At 62.0% G+C, this 19,425-nt stretch carries 15 protein-coding genes and 1 tRNA gene; 12 read left to right on the top strand and 4 right to left on the bottom strand.

What is annotated here, in order from left to right; genetic code table 11:
• Positions 1-88 precede the first annotated feature (88 nt).
• The 6 genes from pheS (at position 89) to JFU04_RS19485 (ending at position 5,119) form a co-directional block, all read left to right on the top strand.
• Positions 89-1,105, top strand: coding sequence for a phenylalanine--tRNA ligase subunit alpha (gene pheS / locus JFU04_RS19510; protein WP_034099107.1), 1,017 nt, complete (start codon positions 89-91; stop codon positions 1,103-1,105).
• Between the two features lie 26 nt (positions 1,106-1,131).
• A complete protein-coding gene (pheT, locus tag JFU04_RS19505; RefSeq protein ID WP_201145438.1) occupies positions 1,132-3,510 on the top strand; it encodes a phenylalanine--tRNA ligase subunit beta in 2,379 nt (792 codons plus the stop codon).
• A 3-nt stretch (positions 3,511-3,513) separates the two neighbouring features.
• Positions 3,514-3,816 (top strand): integration host factor subunit alpha, encoded by a 303-nt coding sequence (gene ihfA / locus JFU04_RS19500; RefSeq protein ID WP_002553164.1) that lies wholly within the window; start codon positions 3,514-3,516, stop codon positions 3,814-3,816.
• Complete coding sequence (locus JFU04_RS19495) at positions 3,797-4,153, top strand: MerR family transcriptional regulator (RefSeq protein WP_003174972.1); 357 nt, start codon at positions 3,797-3,799, stop codon at positions 4,151-4,153. The genes ihfA and JFU04_RS19495 overlap by 20 nt, the downstream gene beginning before the upstream one ends.
• A 90-nt stretch (positions 4,154-4,243) precedes the next feature.
• Positions 4,244-4,320 (top strand) — tRNA-Pro (locus tag JFU04_RS19490).
• Between the two features lie 250 nt (positions 4,321-4,570).
• Positions 4,571-5,119, top strand: a complete 549-nt coding sequence (locus JFU04_RS19485; RefSeq protein ID WP_106803202.1) for a cytochrome b — start codon at positions 4,571-4,573, stop codon at positions 5,117-5,119.
• Between the two features lie 52 nt (positions 5,120-5,171).
• On the opposite strand, the gene JFU04_RS19480 is transcribed toward JFU04_RS19485, so the two are convergent.
• Positions 5,172-6,023 carry a lipopolysaccharide biosynthesis protein gene (locus JFU04_RS19480; RefSeq protein ID WP_207200668.1) on the bottom strand — a complete coding sequence of 284 codons (852 nt, stop codon included), beginning with the start codon at positions 6,021-6,023 and terminating at the stop codon, positions 5,172-5,174.
• A 255-nt stretch (positions 6,024-6,278) separates the two neighbouring features.
• Here JFU04_RS19480 and JFU04_RS19475 point away from each other — a divergent pair, with 255 nt between their 5' ends.
• From JFU04_RS19475 to fecE, 5 genes are all read left to right on the top strand, one after another.
• Positions 6,279-8,684 (top strand): TonB-dependent receptor, encoded by a 2,406-nt coding sequence (locus JFU04_RS19475; protein ID WP_106803204.1) that lies wholly within the window; start codon positions 6,279-6,281, stop codon positions 8,682-8,684.
• A gap of 478 nt (positions 8,685-9,162) precedes the next feature.
• The gene (locus JFU04_RS19470; protein WP_371920694.1) at positions 9,163-10,077 is read left to right on the top strand and encodes a Fe(3+) dicitrate ABC transporter substrate-binding protein FecB; all 915 of its coding nucleotides are present in this window, start codon (positions 9,163-9,165) and stop codon (positions 10,075-10,077) included.
• 2 nt (positions 10,078-10,079) lie between these two features.
• Positions 10,080-11,069 carry an iron-dicitrate ABC transporter permease FecC gene (fecC, locus tag JFU04_RS19465; RefSeq protein ID WP_120449169.1) on the top strand — a complete coding sequence of 330 codons (990 nt, stop codon included), beginning with the start codon at positions 10,080-10,082 and terminating at the stop codon, positions 11,067-11,069.
• Complete coding sequence (locus JFU04_RS19460; protein ID WP_201145436.1) at positions 11,066-12,034, top strand: iron chelate uptake ABC transporter family permease subunit; 969 nt, start codon at positions 11,066-11,068, stop codon at positions 12,032-12,034. Before fecC ends, JFU04_RS19460 begins: the two co-directional genes overlap by 4 nt.
• A gap of 4 nt (positions 12,035-12,038) precedes the next feature.
• On the top strand, positions 12,039-12,827 hold the full coding sequence (gene fecE, locus JFU04_RS19455; RefSeq protein WP_201145434.1) for a Fe(3+) dicitrate ABC transporter ATP-binding protein FecE: 789 nt from the start codon (positions 12,039-12,041) through the stop codon (positions 12,825-12,827).
• A 770-nt stretch (positions 12,828-13,597) separates the two neighbouring features.
• On the opposite strand, the gene JFU04_RS19450 is transcribed toward fecE, so the two are convergent.
• The 3 genes from JFU04_RS19450 to JFU04_RS19440 are packed head-to-tail and all read right to left on the bottom strand — an operon-like array spanning position 13,598 to position 18,044.
• The gene (locus JFU04_RS19450; RefSeq protein ID WP_201145432.1) at positions 13,598-14,530 is read right to left on the bottom strand and encodes a sulfonate ABC transporter substrate-binding protein; all 933 of its coding nucleotides are present in this window, start codon (positions 14,528-14,530) and stop codon (positions 13,598-13,600) included.
• Complete coding sequence (locus tag JFU04_RS19445) at positions 14,527-15,858, bottom strand: LLM class flavin-dependent oxidoreductase (protein ID WP_201145431.1); 1,332 nt, start codon at positions 15,856-15,858, stop codon at positions 14,527-14,529. Before JFU04_RS19445 ends, JFU04_RS19450 begins: the two co-directional genes overlap by 4 nt.
• 2 nt (positions 15,859-15,860) lie before the next feature.
• Complete coding sequence (locus JFU04_RS19440) at positions 15,861-18,044, bottom strand: TonB-dependent receptor (protein ID WP_106803210.1); 2,184 nt, start codon at positions 18,042-18,044, stop codon at positions 15,861-15,863.
• Between the two features lie 209 nt (positions 18,045-18,253).
• Here JFU04_RS19440 and JFU04_RS19435 point away from each other — a divergent pair, with 209 nt between their 5' ends.
• Complete coding sequence (locus JFU04_RS19435) at positions 18,254-19,294, top strand: LacI family DNA-binding transcriptional regulator (protein ID WP_120449162.1); 1,041 nt, start codon at positions 18,254-18,256, stop codon at positions 19,292-19,294.
• The last annotated feature ends 131 nt before the right edge of the window (positions 19,295-19,425 follow it).

The raw sequence follows: 19,425 nt of genomic DNA, 5'->3' as shown, positions 1-19,425 counted from the left end.
GGTCACTCCTGTGGCCCAAGGTGTTAAACGTCATAAATAGGGGAAGAGCCTTCAAGCTCTTCCCCTATTTTGTATCTGGAGTCTGTACATGGAAAACCTGGACGCGCTCGTCGCTCAAGCTCTTGAGGCTGTGCAAAGCGCTGAAGATATCAATGCCCTGGAGCAAATCCGGGTTCACTACCTTGGCAAAAAGGGCGAATTGACTCAGGTGATGAAGACCCTGGGGAATTTGCCGGCTGAAGAGCGTCCGCAAGTCGGTGCGCTGATCAACGTTGCCAAGGAGCGTGTCACAGAGGTGCTCAATGCGCGCAAGGCGTCGCTCGAGGAGGCCGATCTAGCGGCCAAGCTCGCCGCCGAGTCGATTGACGTGACCTTGCCTGGCCGTGGCCAGGCCTCGGGCGGTCTGCATCCGATCACCCGGACTCTGGAACGAATCGAGCAGTTCTTCACCCACATCGGCTACGGCATTGCCGAAGGCCCTGAGGTCGAAGACGACTATCACAACTTCGAGGCGCTCAACATCCCAGGCCATCACCCGGCCCGGTCGATGCACGACACCTTCTATTTCAACGCGAACATGCTGTTGCGCACCCATACCTCGCCGGTACAGGTCCGCACCATGGAAGCGAACAAGCCGCCGATCCGCATCGTCTGCCCAGGCCGTGTGTACCGTAGCGACTCCGATATCACCCACTCGCCGATGTTCCACCAGGTCGAAGGCCTGCTGGTTGATCGCGACATCAACTTTGCCGATCTCAAGGGCACCATCGAAGAGTTCCTGCGGGTGTTCTTCGAGAAAGAGCTGGCGGTGCGCTTCCGTCCTTCGTTCTTCCCGTTCACCGAGCCGTCCGCCGAAGTCGACATGGAATGCGTGATGTGCAGCGGTAAAGGCTGCCGCGTCTGCAAGCAGACCGGCTGGCTGGAAGTGATGGGCTGCGGCATGGTTCACCCCAACGTGCTGCGCATGTCCGGGATCGACCCGGAAGAGTTCTCGGGCTTTGCCTTCGGCATGGGCGTCGAGCGCCTGGCCATGCTGCGTTACGGCGTGAATGACTTGCGTCTGTTCTTCGACAACGACTTGCGGTTCCTCGCGCAATTTCGCTAGTCGTAACGAATCTTTAGGAGAGCAGGATGAAATTCAGTGAACAATGGCTGCGTGGCTGGGTAAGCCCGCAGGTAGGTCGCGACGAGCTGGTTGCTCGTCTGTCGATGGCCGGCCTCGAGGTCGATAGCGTGACGCCGGCCGCCGGTGTTTTCAGTGGCGTGGTGGTGGGCGAGGTGCTGAGCACCGAGCAACATCCGGACGCCGACAAATTGCGTGTGTGCCAGGTCAGCAATGGCGCGCAGACCTTCCAGGTCGTGTGCGGAGCGCCTAACGTGCGCCCGGGCCTGAAGATCCCGTTCGCCATGATCGGTGCCGAGCTGCCAGGCGACTTCAAGATCAAGAAGGCCAAGCTGCGTGGCGTCGAGTCCAACGGCATGCTGTGCTCCCAGGCCGAGCTGCAGGTGGGCGAGGGCAACGACGGCTTGATGGAGCTGCCGGCCGACGCACCGGTTGGCCAGGACATTCGTGTCTACCTGGAACTGGAAGACGCCAGCATCGAGGTCGACCTGACCCCGAACCGTGGCGACTGCCTGTCCCTGGCTGGCCTGGCCCGTGAAGTGGGTGCGCTGTACAACGCCCCCGTGACCCGCCCCGTGGTCGCTGCCGTAGCGGCAGTGCACGATGAAGTGCGCTCGATCGAAGTGCTGGCGCCCAACGCCTGCCCACGTTACCTCGGTCGGGTAATCCGTAACGTCGACCTGTCCAAGCCTACTCCGCTGTGGATGGTTGAGCGTCTGCGTCGCGCTGACGTGCGCAGCATCGATGCGGCTGTCGACATCACCAACTACGTGATGTTGGAATTGGGCCAACCGCTGCACGCGTTCGATCTCGCCGAAATCAACGGTGGCATCCGCGTACGCATGGCCGAAGAAGGCGAGAAGCTGGTGCTGCTCGATGGTCAGGAAGTCAGCCTGCGTGCCGATACCCTGGTAATCGCCGATCATTCCCGCGCCCTGGCCATTGCCGGTGTGATGGGTGGCGAGCACAGCGGTGTATCCGCGACTACCCGCGATATCTTCCTGGAGAGCGCGTTTTTCGACCAGATCGCCATCGCTGGCAAGGCGCGTTCCTACGGCCTGCACACCGATGCCTCGCACCGCTACGAGCGTGGTGTGGACTGGAAACTCGCCCGTGAAGCCATGGAGCGCGCCACGGGCCTGCTGCTGGAAATCACCGGTGGTGAAGCGGGCCCGATCACTGAAACCGTCAGTGAGCAGTACCTGCCGTCCATTGCGCCGATTACCCTGCGTGCCAAAAGCGTCGAGCAGATGCTCGGCCTGGTGATCGCGCCGGCTGAAATCGAGCAACTGTTGTCCGCTCTCGGCCTGGGTATTACCGCCGGTGGGGAAGGGCAGTGGCACGTTGAAGTGCCAAGCCATCGCTTCGATATCAGCCTGGAAGTCGACCTGATCGAAGAACTGGCGCGTCTATACGGTTACAACCGTCTGCCGGTTCGCTACCCGCAAGCGCGCCTGGCACCACAACCCAAGGCCGAGGCGCGTGCGCACTTGCCTGAGTTGCGCCGTCTGCTGGTTGCCCGTGGCTACCAGGAAGCGGTGACCTACAGCTTCATCGACCCGAAGCAGTTCGAACTGTTCAACCCGGGCGTCGAGCCGCTGCTGTTGGCTAATCCGATCTCCAATGACATGGCTGCCATGCGTTCGTCGCTGTGGCCTGGCTTGGTGAAGGCGCTTTCCCACAACCTGAACCGTCAGCAAGACCGCGTGCGCATGTTCGAAAGCGGCCTGCGTTTCGTCGGTCAACTCGACGGCCTCAAGCAAGAGCCAATGCTGGCGGGCGTGGTCTGTGGCAGCCGTCTGCCGGAAGGCTGGGCGCAGGGCCGCGATGGCGTGGACTTCTTCGACGTCAAGGCCGACGTGGAAGCGGTACTGGGCTTTGCCGGTGCGCTGGATGACTTCACTTTTGTACCGGGTCAGCATCCGGCACTGCATCCGGGCCAGACTGCACGCATTGAGCGCGAAGGTCGCCTGGTGGGTTTCGTGGGGGCTATTCACCCTGAACTGTCGAAAACCCTGGGGCTGGACCGCCCAGTCTTCGTTTTCGAGCTGGTCCTGGCTGAAGTCGCTGCGGGCAAGATGCCTAAATTCAGCGAGTTGTCGCGCTTCCCTGAAGTGCGTCGCGACCTGGCGCTGATCGCTGACCGTGAAGTGGCCGCCACTGCCGTTCTGGATGTAATCCGTGAAAATGCAGGGGAATGGCTGAAAGACCTCAGGCTATTTGACGTCTATCAGGGTAAAGGCATTGATCCGCATAGAAAAAGCCTTGCAGTTGGCTTGACCTGGCAGCATCCATCGCGCACTCTTAATGACGATGAGGTGAATACCACGACACAAAATATCCTCACCTCGCTCGAACAAAGGTTGAACGCCACGTTAAGGAAGTGACGTATGGGGGCTTTGACGAAAGCTGAGATGGCGGAACGTCTGTACGAAGAGTTGGGTCTGAACAAACGCGAGGCCAAGGAATTGGTCGAGCTGTTTTTTGAAGAGATCAGGCACGCTCTGGAAGACAATGAGCAGGTCAAATTGTCCGGTTTCGGCAATTTTGACCTGCGGGACAAACGCCAGCGGCCTGGCCGCAATCCAAAAACGGGAGAAGAAATCCCGATCACGGCTCGCCGTGTGGTCACCTTTCGTCCAGGGCAGAAGTTGAAGGCCCGAGTTGAGGCTTATGCTGGAACCAAGTCATAACGACGAGCTACCCGTCATCCCAGGCAAACGCTACTTCACCATTGGTGAAGTCAGCGAGCTATGCGCGGTAAAGCCGCACGTGCTGCGCTATTGGGAGCAGGAGTTTCCTCAACTCAACCCCGTCAAACGCACCGGGAACCGTCGGTATTATCAGCGCCAGGATGTGCTGATGATCCGACAGATCCGTGCGTTGCTATACGACCAGGGGTTCACCATCAGTGGTGCGCGCCAGCGCATGTCCGGTGATGAAGCCAAAGACGACACCACCCAATACAAGCAACTGATCCGCCAGATGATCTCCGAACTCGAAGATGTGCTGGTGGTTTTGAAGAAATAAATCCGGCTTTTAAAATACTTCCACATTTCAAAAGCTTGCGGTATATTCCTGATCGCTTCGTTGCGAAGCAAACCCAGTAACACGCCTAGTCGGGGCGTAGCGCAGTCCGGTAGCGCACTAGCATGGGGTGCTAGGGGTCGAGTGTTCGAATCACTCCGTCCCGACCATATTTTCAATGACTTAGCCCAATCTGAAACGATTGGGCTTTTTCATGCCCGTAAAAAAGTAATCGCGCCTCGCAGGCTGGCCACGAAGGCCGGTGAAGTCCCCGCTTTGCTACTGCTGCAGCCTATCTGAAGACCCGCCATCCCCCCCTGAAAAATCAGAAAACTCGATCATCATCATCGGCATTTTACGGTTTTTCGATAACGCCCATTGACGATAATCCAAGCTTCTCAAAAAGGGAGGGTTATCCGAATGTCGAAGGCAGAAAGCTATACGGCCACCGCGAAGTGGTTGCACTGGGGCATGGCGCTGATCTGGGTGGTGGCTTGGTTTGTCGGGATTGTGGCGGTGCATTGGCGCGATGAGCTTAACCCTCAGCACCAGCTCACCTTTGTCCATAAGGCGATGGCCAGCGTTCTGCTCTTGCTTATCGTGCTGCGTGTCGGCTGGCGTCTTACACATGCGGCCCCGGCGATGCCTGCGACGATGAGCCCGCTGATGCAGCGGGGCGCGTTCGTCGGTCATCTGCTGTTGTACGGCGTCGCGCTTGTGGGGTTGCCGATGTCTGGCTGGTACTGGAGTTCGGTTGCAGACAAACCCATTCTGCTCGCCGGGTTGTTGCTGTTGCCGCCGCTGGTGGAGCCTGATCAAAGTCTCTATGACTTGGCGAAGGCCATCCACACCTACACTGCCTGGCTATGCGGGGTACTTGTGGGTGGGCATGCACTGGTGGCGCTGAAGCATCACTTCATTGACAAGGACAACGTGCTCGCAGGCATGCTGCCCGGCCGCGGCGATTGAAGGGGGAGCGTGATCGGCGCGCTCCAGGGCTGGGCCCTGAGTGCGCGTAGGCTTACTGGAGCATCGCCTGGACTTCCCCCAGCGTCACGCGGGGTATGACGCTCTCTGGGATCCGCGAGCAGTCGGAGAAGTTGTACACCATGAAGTCATCACCCATGACCTTCCTGGACATCAGCTCGAGCGAGGGAAGGATGCGGGTTTCGTAGTGCTCATCGAGCCCGCAGGGCGACTTGACCGAGTCTTGGGTCTCGTAGAATCGTCCCGAATTTTCATGCAGGTCGACGCCGACCAGAAAGACCTTGGTGAAGCCTGCGTGGTAGGCCAACTGGATGGCCAGGTAGGCCACGGTTCGTGCGTCGAAAAAACCCTTGCTCATGTCTTTGCTGAAGCCTACCGGCCTTTTGCGCATTGCGAGCAGGGAGTGGTCGGCCACCAGCGCAGCGTGTCTGCCCATGGCCGCATCGAGCCAGGAGGGTCTTTTCGCCTTGGTCAGCCGATAGAGCTGCCCGGTCGGACGCGCACGGGACGATTGCGCATGGTCCTCCCACAGCGCCACGCGTTTGCTGGTTGCCAAGGCGTATTTGAATAAATCCGGCTGTTGCTTGGAGAAGCTTCTGTCGGTGCAGGCGTAAAAAAACGGTTGGATGTCTGTGTTCAGAAACATTGAGACAGCGCCATTCATCGTGATCATAGGCACGTGCGCAAACGTTTCGAACGGGAACGACTTGGCTGACAGGCCGGAGGCAATAATGAATACGGCGCCTGATTCGATATTCCGACAGCTATCAAAGTCGTGCACAGCCTGCTGGCTTGCGTTAGCGTGCCTGGGGCCTGAGAGGCGGGCATACAGAGCGTCCTTGGCGGCGCCAGCATGCTCGGTCTCGACGAAGGACATCTGTTTCATCCGACCCATCCGTGTAGTGAAATGAAAATAGGTACATCAGCCGACCCGGAAGCTTCGTGGGAGTTCCTTTATAAAAAAGACTACATAAACGGACGCTTCGAAAAATCCGAAACTCTTGTGGCTCTTTTCCCCATTTTTCAGGGAGGTGGCGTCGCCATTTCCCTGCGATGTTGAAGAAAGTTGGCCGAAGCCTGTCCCCTTTTTTCGCCTCGCCTGTCATTCCAGGCAAGTGAACAAAATCGAGAGCTTCCTCCAATGCCCGCAGTTCTACCTTTGCGCTTGCGCCCGTTGCTGAAACTGAGCCTGATGCTGAGCCTCAGCGCCAGCCCGTTGTTCGTCCCCGTCAGCTATGCCGAAGACACCGCCGCCCGGCGCAGTTACCAGGTGCCGGCCGGCAGCCTGAGCGCGGCGCTGACCCGGTTTGCCGGGTTGTCGGGCGTCAACCTGTCCGTCGACCCGGCGCTGGTCAGCGGCCGCAGCAGCAGTGGCTTGTCCGGTGAATATGGGGTGGAGGAGGGCTTTGCCCGCTTGCTGCAAGGGTCGGGCCTGCAATTGCAACCGATGGGCGACCGCGATTACATGCTGGTGCCGATACCGGATGGCAGCAGCCTGGAGCTGGCGCCGACCTCGATTCTCGGCACCACCGGCCTCTACGACGGCGACACCTACGCCGGTGGCCAGGTGGCGCGGCGCGGCTCGCAGGGCCTGCTGGGCACGCGGGATTTCATGGAAACCCCGTTCAGCATGACCACCTACACCCAGGATGCGGTGAAGAACCAGCAGGCGCGCACGCTCGGTGACCTGATTGCCAGCGACCCGTCGGTACGCGCCACCAACCCGGCCGGTGGGCGCTATGAACAGTTCACCATCCGCGGCTTCAGCCTGTTCAACAGCGATGTGGCCTACAACGGCCTCTACGGCGTGTTGCCGACCTACACCATCGACATGGAAATGGCCGACCGCGTCGACATCTTCAAAGGCCCGACCCAGTTGATCAACGGCATCTCGCCGCGTGGCAGCGTTGGCGGCGGGATCAACGTGGTGCCCAAGCGCGCCACCGACAAGGACATCAACTCGTTTACCGGCAACTGGGCCTCCGACAGCCAGGCCGGCGGCGCCGTGGATGTAGGGCGGCGCTTTGGCGAGGACAACAAGTTCGGTATCCGCTTCAACGGCGTCAAGCAGTCCGGCGACACCGAGTGGGACCACCAGAGTGTCGACCGTGAAATGGCCGTGCTCGGCCTGGATTTTCGTGGCGAGCGCCTGCGCCTTTCCACGGATATCGGTCACACCGAGCGCGACACCGATGCCCCGCAGGAGCGGGTGCAGGTGGCAGCCAATGCGCCGGTGCCGAGCGCCAACGATGTGCGTCGCAATTACGCGCAGTCCTGGAGCAAGGCCAGCACCAACGACACCTTCGGGACGGTCAACGCCGAGTACGACCTCAGCGATAACGTGATGCTGTACGGCGGTATGGGCGCGCGCAAAAGTAACCACGACTTCCTGCGCCATGCAGTGTCTGTGACCAACGCCGCCGGCGACTTCCTGGTGCTGCCGCGCGATTTCACCCGCGATGAAAATGTGCGCACCTACACCGCCGGCGTGCGCAACTGGTTCCAGACCGGCTCGGTGAGCCATGAGGTCAACCTGGCCGCCAGCTACTTCTATATGGATTTCGAAAACGGCGGCGCACGGTATGCGCAGGGCCGCAGCAACCTCTACAACCCTGTGCAGATACCGACACCCTCGGTGCAAACCCGCCCCGATCCGAAGGTCTACACCGAGAACCGCTTCAGTGGCGTGGCGTTGTCCGATACCCTGGGCTTCTTTGACGACCGCCTGCTGTTGACCCTCGGCGCGCGCTGGCAGCGGGTCAAGGTGGATGACTGGAACAACGGGGTCAAAGGCCGCACCGCCTACGACGAAGAAAAGATCTCGCCGTCCGGTGGCCTGTTGTTCAAGGCCACCGACAAGCTGTCACTGTATGCCAACTACATGGAAGGCCTGAGCCAGGGCAAGGTCGCGCCGTCGACCTCGGCCAACGACGATGAAATCTTCCCGCCGTTCATCAGCCGCCAGGTGGAAGTCGGCGCCAAATACGACGCTGGCGCCTTTGCGGTGACCGCTGCGGTGTTCCGTATCAAGCAGCCTGCCTACGAAACCAATGCCATCACGACGGTGTTCGGCCCCAACGGCAAGCGCCAGAACACTGGGGCGGAGCTGAGCATGTTCGGCGAGCCGCTCAAGGGCGTGCGCCTGCTCGGCGGGGTGATGTACATCGACAGCAAGCTGCAGGACACCACCAACGGCGCCACCAACGGCAACCGCGCGCCGGCCACGCCCAAGTACAACGTCAATCTCGGCGCCGAATGGGATGTGCCGGGCCTCGAAGGTTTGACCCTGACCAGCCGTGGCATCTACTCCAGCTCGCAGTACCTGGACACCTCCAACGTCAAGGAGATCGACGCCTGGAACCGCGTTGACGTCGGTGCGCGCTATGCGTTCAAGGTGGATGACAAGCACATCACCTTGCGCGCTAACGTGGAAAACGTCGCCGATAAACGCTACTGGAGTTCGGCGGGAGCGTCGGATGACAGCGAGCCGGGGCTGACCCTGTCGACACCGCGTACGTATTTGCTGTCGGCTACTGTCGATTTCTGATCGCTGTGACGGGGATGCCTGGGTGGGGGGCTTTCTATGGTGAGCAGGCTTTCTACGGTGAGCCTGCAGGGCGGGGTGCGCAGGATCTTTTGTGGCGAGCGGGCTTGCCCCGCGTTGGGCTGCGCAGCAGCCCCTTTCAAGCAAAATGCGGTGTGCCAGGCATTCCATGCTGATCTGTTTTGGGGCTGCTACGCAGCCCAACGCGGGGCAAGCCCGCTCGCCACAGGAGCGTGCTCACCACAATAAATTTGCTGACTCCAACAAACGTGCTCACCACAATAAATTTGCTGACTCCAACAAGCCCGCTCACCCCGACAAGCTTGCTGACCCCAACAGGCTTGCTCAACACAGCAAGCCCGTTCCCATGGTGGAAATGAGAATGTTTTTTGATCACGCCGCGCCGATATGGAATAGTACCCGCCGTTTTCCCCAGCCTGTCTAGCCGGGGTGTTTTAACGCCGAGGTACTTGTCATGCGAATGCTGCGCTCCATCCCGACCCTTGCCGCCTGCCTCCTGGCGTTTTCTTCAAGCGTATTAAGCGCTGCGCCCATCGACCTCAATGACGGCCAGCACGCCGTGCATCTGCCGGATGCGCCCAAGCGCGTGGTGGTGCTGGAGTTCTCCTTTCTCGACAGCCTGGCCGCCGTCGACGTCACACCCGTTGGCGCCGCTGACGATGGCGACGCCAACCGCGTGCTGCCCAGGGTGCGCCAAGCCATCGGCCAGTGGCAGTCCGTAGGCTTGCGTTCGCAGCCGAGCATCGAGGAAATCGCTCGGCTCAAGCCGGACTTGATCGTTGCCGACCTTAACCGTCATCAGGCGCTGTACAGCGACTTGGCAAGCATTGCGCCGACCCTGTTGCTGCCCTCGCGCGGCGAGGATTACCAGGGCAGCCTCAAGTCCGCCGAACTGATCGGCAAGGCCCTCGGCAAAGGCCCGCAGATGCAAGCGCGTATCGCGCAGAACCGCGACAACCTGAAAAAAATCGCCGCGCAGATCCCTGCCGGTACCAACGTATTGTTTGGTGTCGCGCGGGAAGACAGCTTCTCGGTGCACGGCCCGGACTCCTACGCGGGCAGCGTGCTGCAGGCGATCGGCCTGAAGGTGCCAGCGGTACGCGCGAATGCGGCGCCGACCGAGTTCGTCAGCCTGGAGCAACTCCTCGCCCTCGACCCGGGTTGGTTGCTGGTCGGCCATTACCGCCGCCCGAGCATCGTCGACAGCTGGAGCAAGCAGCCGCTGTGGCAAGTGCTCGGCGCTGTACGTCACCAGCAGGTGGCCGAAGTGGATGGCGACAGCTGGGCGCGTAACCGTGGGGTGCTGGCGTCGGAGCAGATCGCCGAAGACGCGTTGGCGATTCTCAAGGGCGGTAAAGCCGTACTGAGCCAATAAGCATGGCGCGCAGTGTGGCGGCAGCCGGCATTCTGCTGCTCGGCGCCGGGTTGTTCTGGCTGTCGTTGTACAGCTGGTCACCGTTCACCCTGACGGCGGCGGATGCCTGGAACGGCCTGGTTCATCAGGGCCGTGTCGGCGGCAACATGGCCTATATCGTGGCTCAGTTGCGTGTGCCGCGAGCGGTGTGCGCGGCGTTGGTGGGGGCTTGCCTGGGCCTGGCCGGGGCGCTGATGCAAGGCATCACCCGCAACCGCCTGGCATCGCCTTCGTTGTTCGGCGTGACGGCGGGGGCGGCGTTGGGGCTTGCGTTGTTTTCCACCGGGTTGGTCGCGTTGCCGTTCGCCGGTGGCGCCTTGCTGATGACCTGCCTGGGCGGCGCACTGGCCTGGATCACGGTGTTCAGCCTCGGCGGTGCCTGGTCGCCGACCACGGCCCAGGGGCGCCTGGTATTGGCGGGCGTTGCCGTCGCAGCCCTGTGTGCTGCCTTAACCCGCCTCACTGTGATCCTGGTCGAGGCCCAGGCGCAAAGCGTGTTGAACTGGCTGGCCGGTTCCCTGGCCAACGTCGGTGCGGCGCAGGTGCAATTGCTTTGGCCGTGCACCTTGATCGGCGGCCTGTGGGCGCTGTGGTGCGCGCCGCGCTTGAACCTGATCAACCTCGGCGAAGACGCCGCGCGCTCGTTGGGCGTGGGCATCGCCAGCCTGCGCCTGCAGGTGTTTGTCGCCAGCCTGTTGCTGGTGGGCGCTAGCGTCTGCGCGGTGGGGCCGATTGGTTTTGTCGGGCTGATCGCGCCGAATATCCTGCGCCAGTTTCTCGGCAACGATTACCGCTGGCTGATCCCGCTGAGCGCGGCGTTGGGTGCGGTGATCGTGTTGGGCGCCGACCTGCTCAGTCGCGCCGTGGCCTTCCCGGTGGAAACCCCGGCCGGGGTGGTCACCGCGTTGATTGGTGCGCCGTTCTTCCTCTTTCTCGCCAGGCGTGCCCTATGACCCAGCCACGATTGCGCCTCTGGCTGTTGCTCGGTTTGTTGGTGCTGGCGACCTTTGTCAGCCTCAGCGCGGGCACCGTGTGGCTCGCGCCGGAGACCGTGCTGGACCGCCTGCTGGCCCATGACGCGCTCGACTTTGAAGTGTGGAACCACCGCCTGCCACGCAGCCTGATCGCGATCCTTGCGGGCTGCGCATTCGGCCTGGCCGGGGCGATTGTGCAGGGGGTGATTCGCAACCCGCTGGCCTCGCCGGAAATCCTCGGCGTGACCCAAGGCGCGGGATTGGCGCTGACCGTGGCGATCATCGGCTGGCCGCACCTGCCGATCGCCTGGCTGCCGCTGGTGGCGTGCCTGGGCGGTGCCGGCGGCGCGTTGCTGCTGGCGCTGTACAACACCGGCGTGAGTTTTTCCGGGGTGCGCTTTGCGCTATCCGGGGTGGCGATTGCGGTGACCCTGTCCAGCGTCACCGAGTTTCTGATCCTGTCCCATCCGCTGGATATCAACACCGCCTTGCTCGCGCTGACCGGCAGTCTGTGGAGCCGCAACTGGCACCATGTGGCGCTGGTGCTGCCGTTCCTGGTGCTGATCCCGCTGGGATTGTGCCTGGCCAAGCCGCTGAACCTGATCGCCCTGGGCGATGAAGCCGCCCACAGCCTGGGCACCGCGCTTGGCCGCACGCGCTGGCTGGCAATGGCTTGCGCGGTGCTGCTCACTAGCCTGGGGGTGGGCGTGATCGGCCCGATCGGGTTTATCGGCCTGGTCGCACCGCACATGGCGCGGCGCCTGGTGGGCGGGCATCACCACTATTTGCTGCCGGCAGCGATGCTGATCGGCGCGCTGCTGCTGGTGCTCGCCGACACCCTCGGGCGCAGCTTGATTGCGCCCAGCGAAATCCCTGCGGGGGTGCTCACGGCGGTGATTGGCGCGCCGTATTTTCTTTGGTTGCTGGCACGGTTCAAGGGCTGATCACATGAGTATTCTCCACGCACGACAGCTCGATATCGGTTACGGCGCGACGCGCATCGTGCAGGGCCTGTCGTTCGCGCCGCCGGTGGGCAAGGTCACCGCGTTGATCGGCCCCAACGGCTGCGGCAAGTCCACGTTGCTCAAGGCATTTGCGCGCATTCTCAAGCCGACCCAGGGTGAGTTGACCTTGGATGGCCAGGCCTATGCGAGCCTGTCTGCCCGCCAACTGGCGCGACAGGTCGCGTTTCTGCCCCAGGTGTTGCCGGTGCCGGAGGGCGTCAGCGTGCGCCAGCTGATCGCCTACGGCCGCAGCCCGCACAACTCACTGTGGGGGCGCCTGAGCGGCAACGACCAGTCCCATGTGACCCAGGCCATGCAGCGCCTGGAACTGGATAACCTGGCCGACCGTGCCCTGGCCGACCTGTCCGGCGGCCAGCGCCAACGTGCCTGGCTGGCCATGGTGCTGGCGCAGAACGCGCCCGTGGTGCTGCTCGACGAACCCACCACCTACCTCGACATCAGCCACCAGGTCGAACTGTTCGACCTGATGGGCGAACTCGCCGCCGAAGGCAAGACGGTGATCACCGTGCTCCACGACATCAACCAGGCCTGCCGCTACGCCGATCACCTGGCGGTGATGCACGGCGGCAAGCTGGTGGCCGATGGCGCGCCGGAGCAAGTGATCAGTGCCGAGTTGATGCGTCAGGTGTTTGAAGTGCAAGTGCAGATCATGCAGGAGCCGGTGGGGGGCACGCCCATGTGCCTGGTCGAGAAGAGCACCCGGCTCGGTTAGAAAATGGGGGAGCGGGCTTGCTCGCGAAGGCGGTGTGTCAGTCACCTCATGCAGTGGCTGATCCACCGCTATCGCAGGCAAGCCAGCTCCCACATTTGGGTTGTATTTCAAGTTCGAATCGGGTCGTACCGTCGGCGCGAATGTTGGCGAAATACCCCGAATCCCAAGCCCGGACGATGATCAAAACTGTGGGAGCGGGCTTGCTCGCGAAGGCGGTGTATCAGTCACCTCATGCAGTGGCTGACCGACAGCTATTGCAGGCAAGCCAGCTCCCACATTTGGGTTGTATTTCAAGTTCGAATCGGGTCGTATAGTCGGCGCGAATATTGGCGAAACATCCCGAATCCAAACCCGGACGACGATCAAAACTGTGGGAGCGGGCTTGCTCGCGAAGGCTGTGTACCAGTCACCTCATGCAGTGGCTGACCCACCGCCTTCGCAGGCAAGCCAGCTCCCACATTTGGGTTGTATTTCAAGTTCGAACCGGGTCGTATCGTCGGCGCGAATGTGGGCGAAACACCCCGAATCCAAACCCGGACGGCGATCAAAACTGTGGGAGCGGGCTTGCTCGCGAAGGCGGTGTATCAGTCACCTCATGCAGTGGCTGACCCACCGCCTTCGCAGGCAAGCCAGCTCCCACATGGGGTTTTGTGTTGTGGCTCAGAGCACCGTCCAACCTGTGGGAGCTGGCTTGCCTGCGATGGCGGGCTATCCGTCGATACAAGGTCAACTGACCCACCGCCTTCATGGGCATCTCCACGGTACTGCTATCAGCGAGCGTCAACACTCCACGCTGCCTTCTTCACTTCAATCGCCTTGGGCAGCAGGTGGTTCTGAAAGAACAAATCTGCCGTCGCCTGCTGCGCGTTAATGATCCCCTCATCAATCGGCAAGATCGGCGAAGGCGGGCGGTTATCCATGTAGCGTGCGATCACTTCGCGGGGCAGGCCCATGAACTGTGTCAGCACGCGCAGGCTGTCTTCGCGCTGGCTGCGGGTGAAGGCTTCGGCGCTGCTGAGTTCCTCCAATAGATCATGGATAAAGCCGCCGTTGGCGTTCGCATATTCGCGCCGCGCGGTATACACCGGCCCCGAGAGGCCCAGGCCTTCGCCGTTGACCAGCACATGGCTGGGGCTCTGGCTCAAGGCGAGTGACGAGTAGGGTTCCCAGATCGCCCAGGCATCCACGCTGCCTTGTTCGAACGCCGCGCGCGCGTCAGCGGGGGGCAGGTACACCGGCTGGATATCCTTGTAGCTCAGGCCGGCTTTATTCAGGGCACGCAGGATCAGGTTGTGAGAGCTGGAGCCTTTCTGGAACGCGACTTTCTTGCCCTTCAGGTCCGCCACTGAATGCAGCGGGCTGTCGTTGCGCACCAGAATGGTTTCGGCACTGGGCTTGGCGGGTTCGGCGCCGATGTAGACCAGGTCGGCACCGGCGGCCTGGGCGAACAGCGGCGGAATGTCACCGGTCGAGCCCACGTCCAGCGCACCGATGTTGAGCGCTTCGAGCATCTGCGGGCCGGCGGGGAATTCGATCCACTTCACCGTCGTCTGCGGAAAGCGCTGTTCGAGCAAGCCATGTTCCTTGGCCAGCACCAGGGCAATCGAGCCTTTCTGATAGCCGATGCGCAAAGTGTCGGGTGCAGCCGCCAACGCGGTTTGCGTAACCGCCAGCAGACTGAGCAATAACGCGGCAATCCTCATGCCTGAACCTCCTTGAAGCGATTTTGCGGGCGCGCTAAACCGAGGTTTTCGCGCAAGGTCGAGCCGCTGTATTCGGTGCGAAACAGGCCGCGCCGTTGCAGCTCGGGCACTACCTCGCGGGCAAAGTCTTCCAGCCCACCGGGCAGATGCGGCACGAGGATATTGAAACCATCCGCTGCACCCTGTTCGAACCAGCGCTGCAGCTCGTCGGCGATCTGCGTGGGTGTGCCGATCAGGCTGTAATGCCCGCGACCGCCGGCAATTCGCCGGCCCAGTTGTGCCAGTGTCAGATGCTCGCGTTCGGCCAGTTCGCTCAACAGCTGCTGGCGGCTGCGCTGCCCGCTGTCGGTCAACGGCAGCGCCGGCAACGGCCCGTCCAGCGGGTAGCCGGACAGGTCGAAATTGCCCAGCATGCGCCCCAGCAGCGCGACGCCCACTTCAGGTTCAACCAGCGCCTGGAACGTGGCGAATTTGACCTGCGCCTCGGCCTCGGTCTGCCCGACCACCACAAACACGCCGGGCATGATTTTCAGCGCGTCCGCGTCACGTCCATACCGGCTCAACCGCGCCTTGAGGTCGGCATAGAACGCCTGGGCATTCGCCAGCGACGTCTGCGCGGTAAACACCACCTCGGCGGTCTGCGCGGCCAGCTCGCGGCCCGCCTCGGAAGAGCCGGCCTGCACGATCACCGGCTGGCCCTGGGGCGAGCGCGCCACATTCAACGGGCCCTTGACCCGGAAGTGTTCGCCGACATGCTCCAGCACATGCCGTTTGCTCGGGTCGTAATAGGTGCCACTGGCTTTGTCGCGTACAAAGGCATCGTCTTCCCAGCTGTCCCACAGGCCGGTGACCACTTGGTGAAACTCGCGCGCGCGGCTGTAGCGCTCAGCATGGCCCAGGTGTTCCTCGCGCCCGAAGTTCTGCGCTTCGGCGGCGTTGTCCGAGGTCACCAGGTTCCAGCCGGCGCGCCCGCCGGACAAGTGATCCAGCGAGGCAAATTTACGCGCCACATGGTAAGGCTCGTTATAGCTGGTGGTCGCCGTGGCGATCAGGCCGATATGCTCCGTCACTGCGCTCAACGCCGACAGCAACGTCAGCGGTTCGAAATGGTCCGAGCGCGCCATATGGCTGGCGACCTCACCGGTGGCGGCAGCGATGCTGTCTGCCACGAACAGCGCATCGAACTTCGCCGCCTCGGCAACGCGCGCCAGGTGTTTGTACTGGGCGAAATCCAGCCCGGCATTCGCCGGCACGTCCGGGTGGCGCCAGGCGGCGACATGGTGCCCGGTGGCCATCAGGAAGGCGCCGAGTTTCAGTTGACGGCTCATGCTTAGAAATCCTTGCGCAGTTGCACGCCGAAGTAACGTTCATCGTCACGGGGCACGGCGCGGTAGATGTAGTTGCCGCCGGTGGCCAGCAGCGGTGAGTAGGACTTGTCGGCAAGGTTCTTGGCCAGGAACGCCACGCGCCAGCCGTTGCTGTAGTCGGCCAGGGCCACGCTGGCGTTCCAGATGCCGTAGGCGCCTTGCTTAGTGTCGACATTCTGGCTGATGTCGTACTGCACTTCGCTCTGCCAGCTGTAATCGGTGCCCAGTTCGATGTCCAGGCCGTTATCCAGCGGGATTGTGTAGTCGGCGCGCACGTAGCTTTTCCAGTCCGGGCTGTAAGGCAGCGGCTTGCCATTGACATTACAGGTGGCCGCCGCGCCCGCCGGGCAGGCGAATTCATCGATGCGTGCGCGGGTGTAGGCCAGGGCACCCGAGAATTTCAGCTGTTGGGTGGCCTGCAAGGCGTAATCCAGTTCGACGCCCTCGGTGCTGACGCTGCCGGCGTTGATCAGTCGCGTGACTACCTGCCCGGCGACCGTGTCGAAAAAGTTGGCCTGGTAGTTGTCGTAATCGCTGTGGAACACCGCCAGGTTGGTGGTCAGACGGTTGTTCCAGGCGGTGGCCTTGATCCCGGCTTCCCAGGTGTTGGAGGTTTCCGGCTTGAGCGCGTCGGTGTCACGCGCCAGCATGTTGAAGAACACGTTGTACGCCGGGCCTTTGTAGCCGCGCGAGTAGGTGAGGTAGCTGGTGATGTTGTCGGTGATGTCGTACTGCACGCCGAGGCGCCCGGACCAGCCATCCTCATCCACCGAGCCGGAACTCGAGGTGGCCGGTTGAATCCCGCTGACCAGGGTGGCCGAGGTGGAGGTGCGACGGTGATCGTATTTCAGGTCGTCGTGGGTATAGCGCAGGCCGGCGATGCCGCGAAAGCGCGAGGTGAAATTCAGCGTGGTCTCGCCGAATACCGCGTAGCTGTCGCTGGTGGTGCTGTAGTCGGCGATCCCGCGGTCGGTGCGTGTGGTGGTCGTCAGCGTGCGCTGGTAGGTCTCTTTGTCTTTGCCGTGCATGTAGAACAGGCCGCCGACGTACTCCAGGAATTCACCTTTGGGCGACGCCAGGCGTAGTTCCTGGGAGTATTGGTCGAAGGCCAGCTCGCCTTTGTCGGCGGTGCCGGGGAACGCGGCGGTGACGCTGCCGAGGCGGTCGCCATCCTGGTACTGGGTGTTGTCCCAGCCGCGCCAGGCGGTGATCGAGGTCAGGGTGTAGTCGCCCAGGTTCCAGTCCAGTTGCGCAGACAAACCCTTGTTGGTGTCTTCCACATGGCTGCGGGTGTCGGTGTTGATATCACGGTTGTCGCTGGAGGCGCGCACCGGGTTCAACGCATTGGCGAAGGCCGGGGTCAGGGACTTGCTCACCACGCCATTCGGCGCATCGTCGTGGGACTGCATGTAGTCGGCGATCAGGGTCAGTTTCACGTCGTCATTCGGGGTGAATTCCAGTTTGCCGCGAATGCCCTTGTGGTTGTAGCCGTTGACCTCCTGGCCATTATGTTGGTTGTCGACGTTGCCATCGTAGCTGCCGAACAACGTGCTGATCGAGCCTTTGAGCACGTCCGGCACCAGGCTGCCGCCGATACCGAAGCGGGTGCGGCTTTCATTGCCGCTGTAGTAGGACTGGTCGATATAGCCATGGGTTTCGGCCGTCGGCGCCTTGCTGGTGATGTTCAGCACGCCGGCCGAGGCGTTCTTGCCGAACAGCGTGCCTTGCGGGCCGCGCAGCACTTCGATGCGCTCCAGGTCGAGCAGGTCGAGGGTGGCCTGGCCGGGGCGCGCGTAGACCACGCCGTCGACTACCGTGGCCACGGTCGGCTCGACGCCAGGGGAGGTGGAAATGGTGCCGACGCCGCGCACGAACAGCGACGTGTCCTTGTTCGATGCGCCGGTGCGGAAGTTCAGTGACGGCACTTGTTGTGCGATGCTCGCCACGCCGTTGCGGTTGTCGCGCTCCAGTTGCTCGCCGTCCAGGACGGAGACCGCCACCGGGACTTTTTGCAGCGACTCTTCGCGGCGGGTGGCCGTGACCGTGACGGACTTGAGCGTCGGTTCCGCCTCGTCGGCGGCAAAGGCGCCGGTTACGGGGAGCGCCGTCAAACCGGCGAGTAAAAACAAGTGAGTGCGTCTGTGCATGCTGTGTCCGCTCGAAAGAAATGCCCTGAACCGCTGCGGTTCTTGCGACCGTCAGCGCCTGTGAAACTGTCTTGGGCATTCGCTCGAGCGAGTAGCAGACAACGCGCTTTGTTAGCGCTAACATCGGCATTATTGGTAGGTCTGGTTTAGAGCGTCAAATACTAAAAAATTAGCCCTATATTCTTTTTGGTTTTTAACAGGATCATCCCGTGAGCGAAGACAAACCGCGCAAACGCCGTGGCGCCGGGCGCGTCACCTTGAACACCGTGGCGCGCCAGGCCGGGGTATCGGCGATTACCGTGTCGCGCTATTTCAACCAGCCGGAACAGGTCTCGCCCGAGCGTCGCGAGCGCATCGCTGCGGTAGTCGCCGAACTCGGCTATGTGCCCAACCTGGTGGCCGGCGGGCTGGCTTCGGCGCGAGGACGGATTGTGGCGATGGTGATCCCGAACATCTCGGGGCCGATCTTCGCCAATACCATCCAGGGTTTCAGCGACACGCTCAGCCGCCACGGCTATCAGCTGTTGCTGGCGTCCAGTTACTTCAGCGCCGAACAGGAAGAAAGCGCGGTGCGCGCCTTCCTCGGCTGGTCACCGGCGGCGCTGGTGCTGACCAGTCGCTTCCACAGCGCGGGCACCGAAAAGATGATCGCCGACGTCGATATCCCGGTGGTGGAAACCTGGGACTACGTGCCCGAGCGCGAGCCGTTGCAGATCGGCTTTTCCCACTACGACGTGGGCGTCACAGCCGCGCGCTACCTGCATGGCCAGGGCTATCGGCGCATCGCCTTTGTGCAGAACAGCGCCCCGGGCGACTTCAGCGCGTTGGAACGGCGAGACGGGTTCGCCGCGACGCTGACGGCGTTGGGCGTCCACCCCTGGGTATTCGCCCCCGACGCTGACCGCGCGCCCTTTGAAGCGGGCAAGCAGGCGATGGAAACCCTGATGGGCCATGCGACACCGCCCGACGCGATCTTCTTCGCCAATGACAACCTGGCCGCCGGCGGCCTGTTGGCCGGGCAGCGTGCCGGCGTGAAGATCCCGCAGGACTGCGCGGTGCTGGGGTTCGGCGATTATCCGTTTGCCGAAATGTTGTTGCCGAGCCTCAGTACGATCAAACCGCCGGCCCTGGATATCGGTGTATTAGCAGCGACGCGGGTTCTGCAAAGTTTGGGCGTATTGCCGGTTGAAGAGGAAGTTCAGCGCTTGAATCTTTTGCAATGTCGCTTGATCGAGCGCGAAAGTGCCTGAATAACTAAGCACGTGGCTAATTGCAATTAGCCAAATCCTGACGGCAGGTAACGAAGGCTTTAAATCAAGGGTTGTACCGGAAATCCGGGACAGTCCTTGGCTATTCTTTTCAGTTTGTTTCCGAGCTTCCG

The sequence above is a fragment of the Pseudomonas sp. TH21 genome (assembly GCF_016651025.1).
GTDB classification, from domain to species: domain Bacteria; phylum Pseudomonadota; class Gammaproteobacteria; order Pseudomonadales; family Pseudomonadaceae; genus Aquipseudomonas; species Aquipseudomonas aylmerensis.
This window is presented reverse-complemented; position numbering and strand designations above follow the sequence as displayed.

Bases quoted from the DNA above. Each gene is read 5' to 3' on its own strand.
- JFU04_RS19495 (WP_003174972.1), top strand. From the start codon at position 3,797: ATGCTGGAACCAAGTCATAACGACGAGCTACCCGTCATCCCAGGCAAA.
- JFU04_RS19450 (WP_201145432.1), bottom strand. From the start codon at position 14,530: ATGAGGATTGCCGCGTTATTGCTCAGTCTGCTGGCGGTTACGCAAACC.
- JFU04_RS19475 (WP_106803204.1), top strand. From the start codon at position 6,279: ATGCCCGCAGTTCTACCTTTGCGCTTGCGCCCGTTGCTGAAACTGAGC.
- JFU04_RS19485 (WP_106803202.1), top strand. From the start codon at position 4,571: ATGTCGAAGGCAGAAAGCTATACGGCCACCGCGAAGTGGTTGCACTGG.
- JFU04_RS19445 (WP_201145431.1), bottom strand. From the start codon at position 15,858: ATGAGCCGTCAACTGAAACTCGGCGCCTTCCTGATGGCCACCGGGCAC.
- JFU04_RS19460 (WP_201145436.1), top strand. From the start codon at position 11,066: ATGACCCAGCCACGATTGCGCCTCTGGCTGTTGCTCGGTTTGTTGGTG.
- fecE (WP_201145434.1), top strand. From the start codon at position 12,039: ATGAGTATTCTCCACGCACGACAGCTCGATATCGGTTACGGCGCGACG.
- pheT (WP_201145438.1), top strand. From the start codon at position 1,132: ATGAAATTCAGTGAACAATGGCTGCGTGGCTGGGTAAGCCCGCAGGTA.
- JFU04_RS19440 (WP_106803210.1), bottom strand. From the start codon at position 18,044: ATGCACAGACGCACTCACTTGTTTTTACTCGCCGGTTTGACGGCGCTC.
- JFU04_RS19480 (WP_207200668.1), bottom strand. From the start codon at position 6,023: ATGAAACAGATGTCCTTCGTCGAGACCGAGCATGCTGGCGCCGCCAAG.
- pheS (WP_034099107.1), top strand. From the start codon at position 89: ATGGAAAACCTGGACGCGCTCGTCGCTCAAGCTCTTGAGGCTGTGCAA.
- ihfA (WP_002553164.1), top strand. From the start codon at position 3,514: ATGGGGGCTTTGACGAAAGCTGAGATGGCGGAACGTCTGTACGAAGAG.
- fecC (WP_120449169.1), top strand. From the start codon at position 10,080: ATGGCGCGCAGTGTGGCGGCAGCCGGCATTCTGCTGCTCGGCGCCGGG.
- JFU04_RS19470 (WP_371920694.1), top strand. From the start codon at position 9,163: ATGCTGCGCTCCATCCCGACCCTTGCCGCCTGCCTCCTGGCGTTTTCT.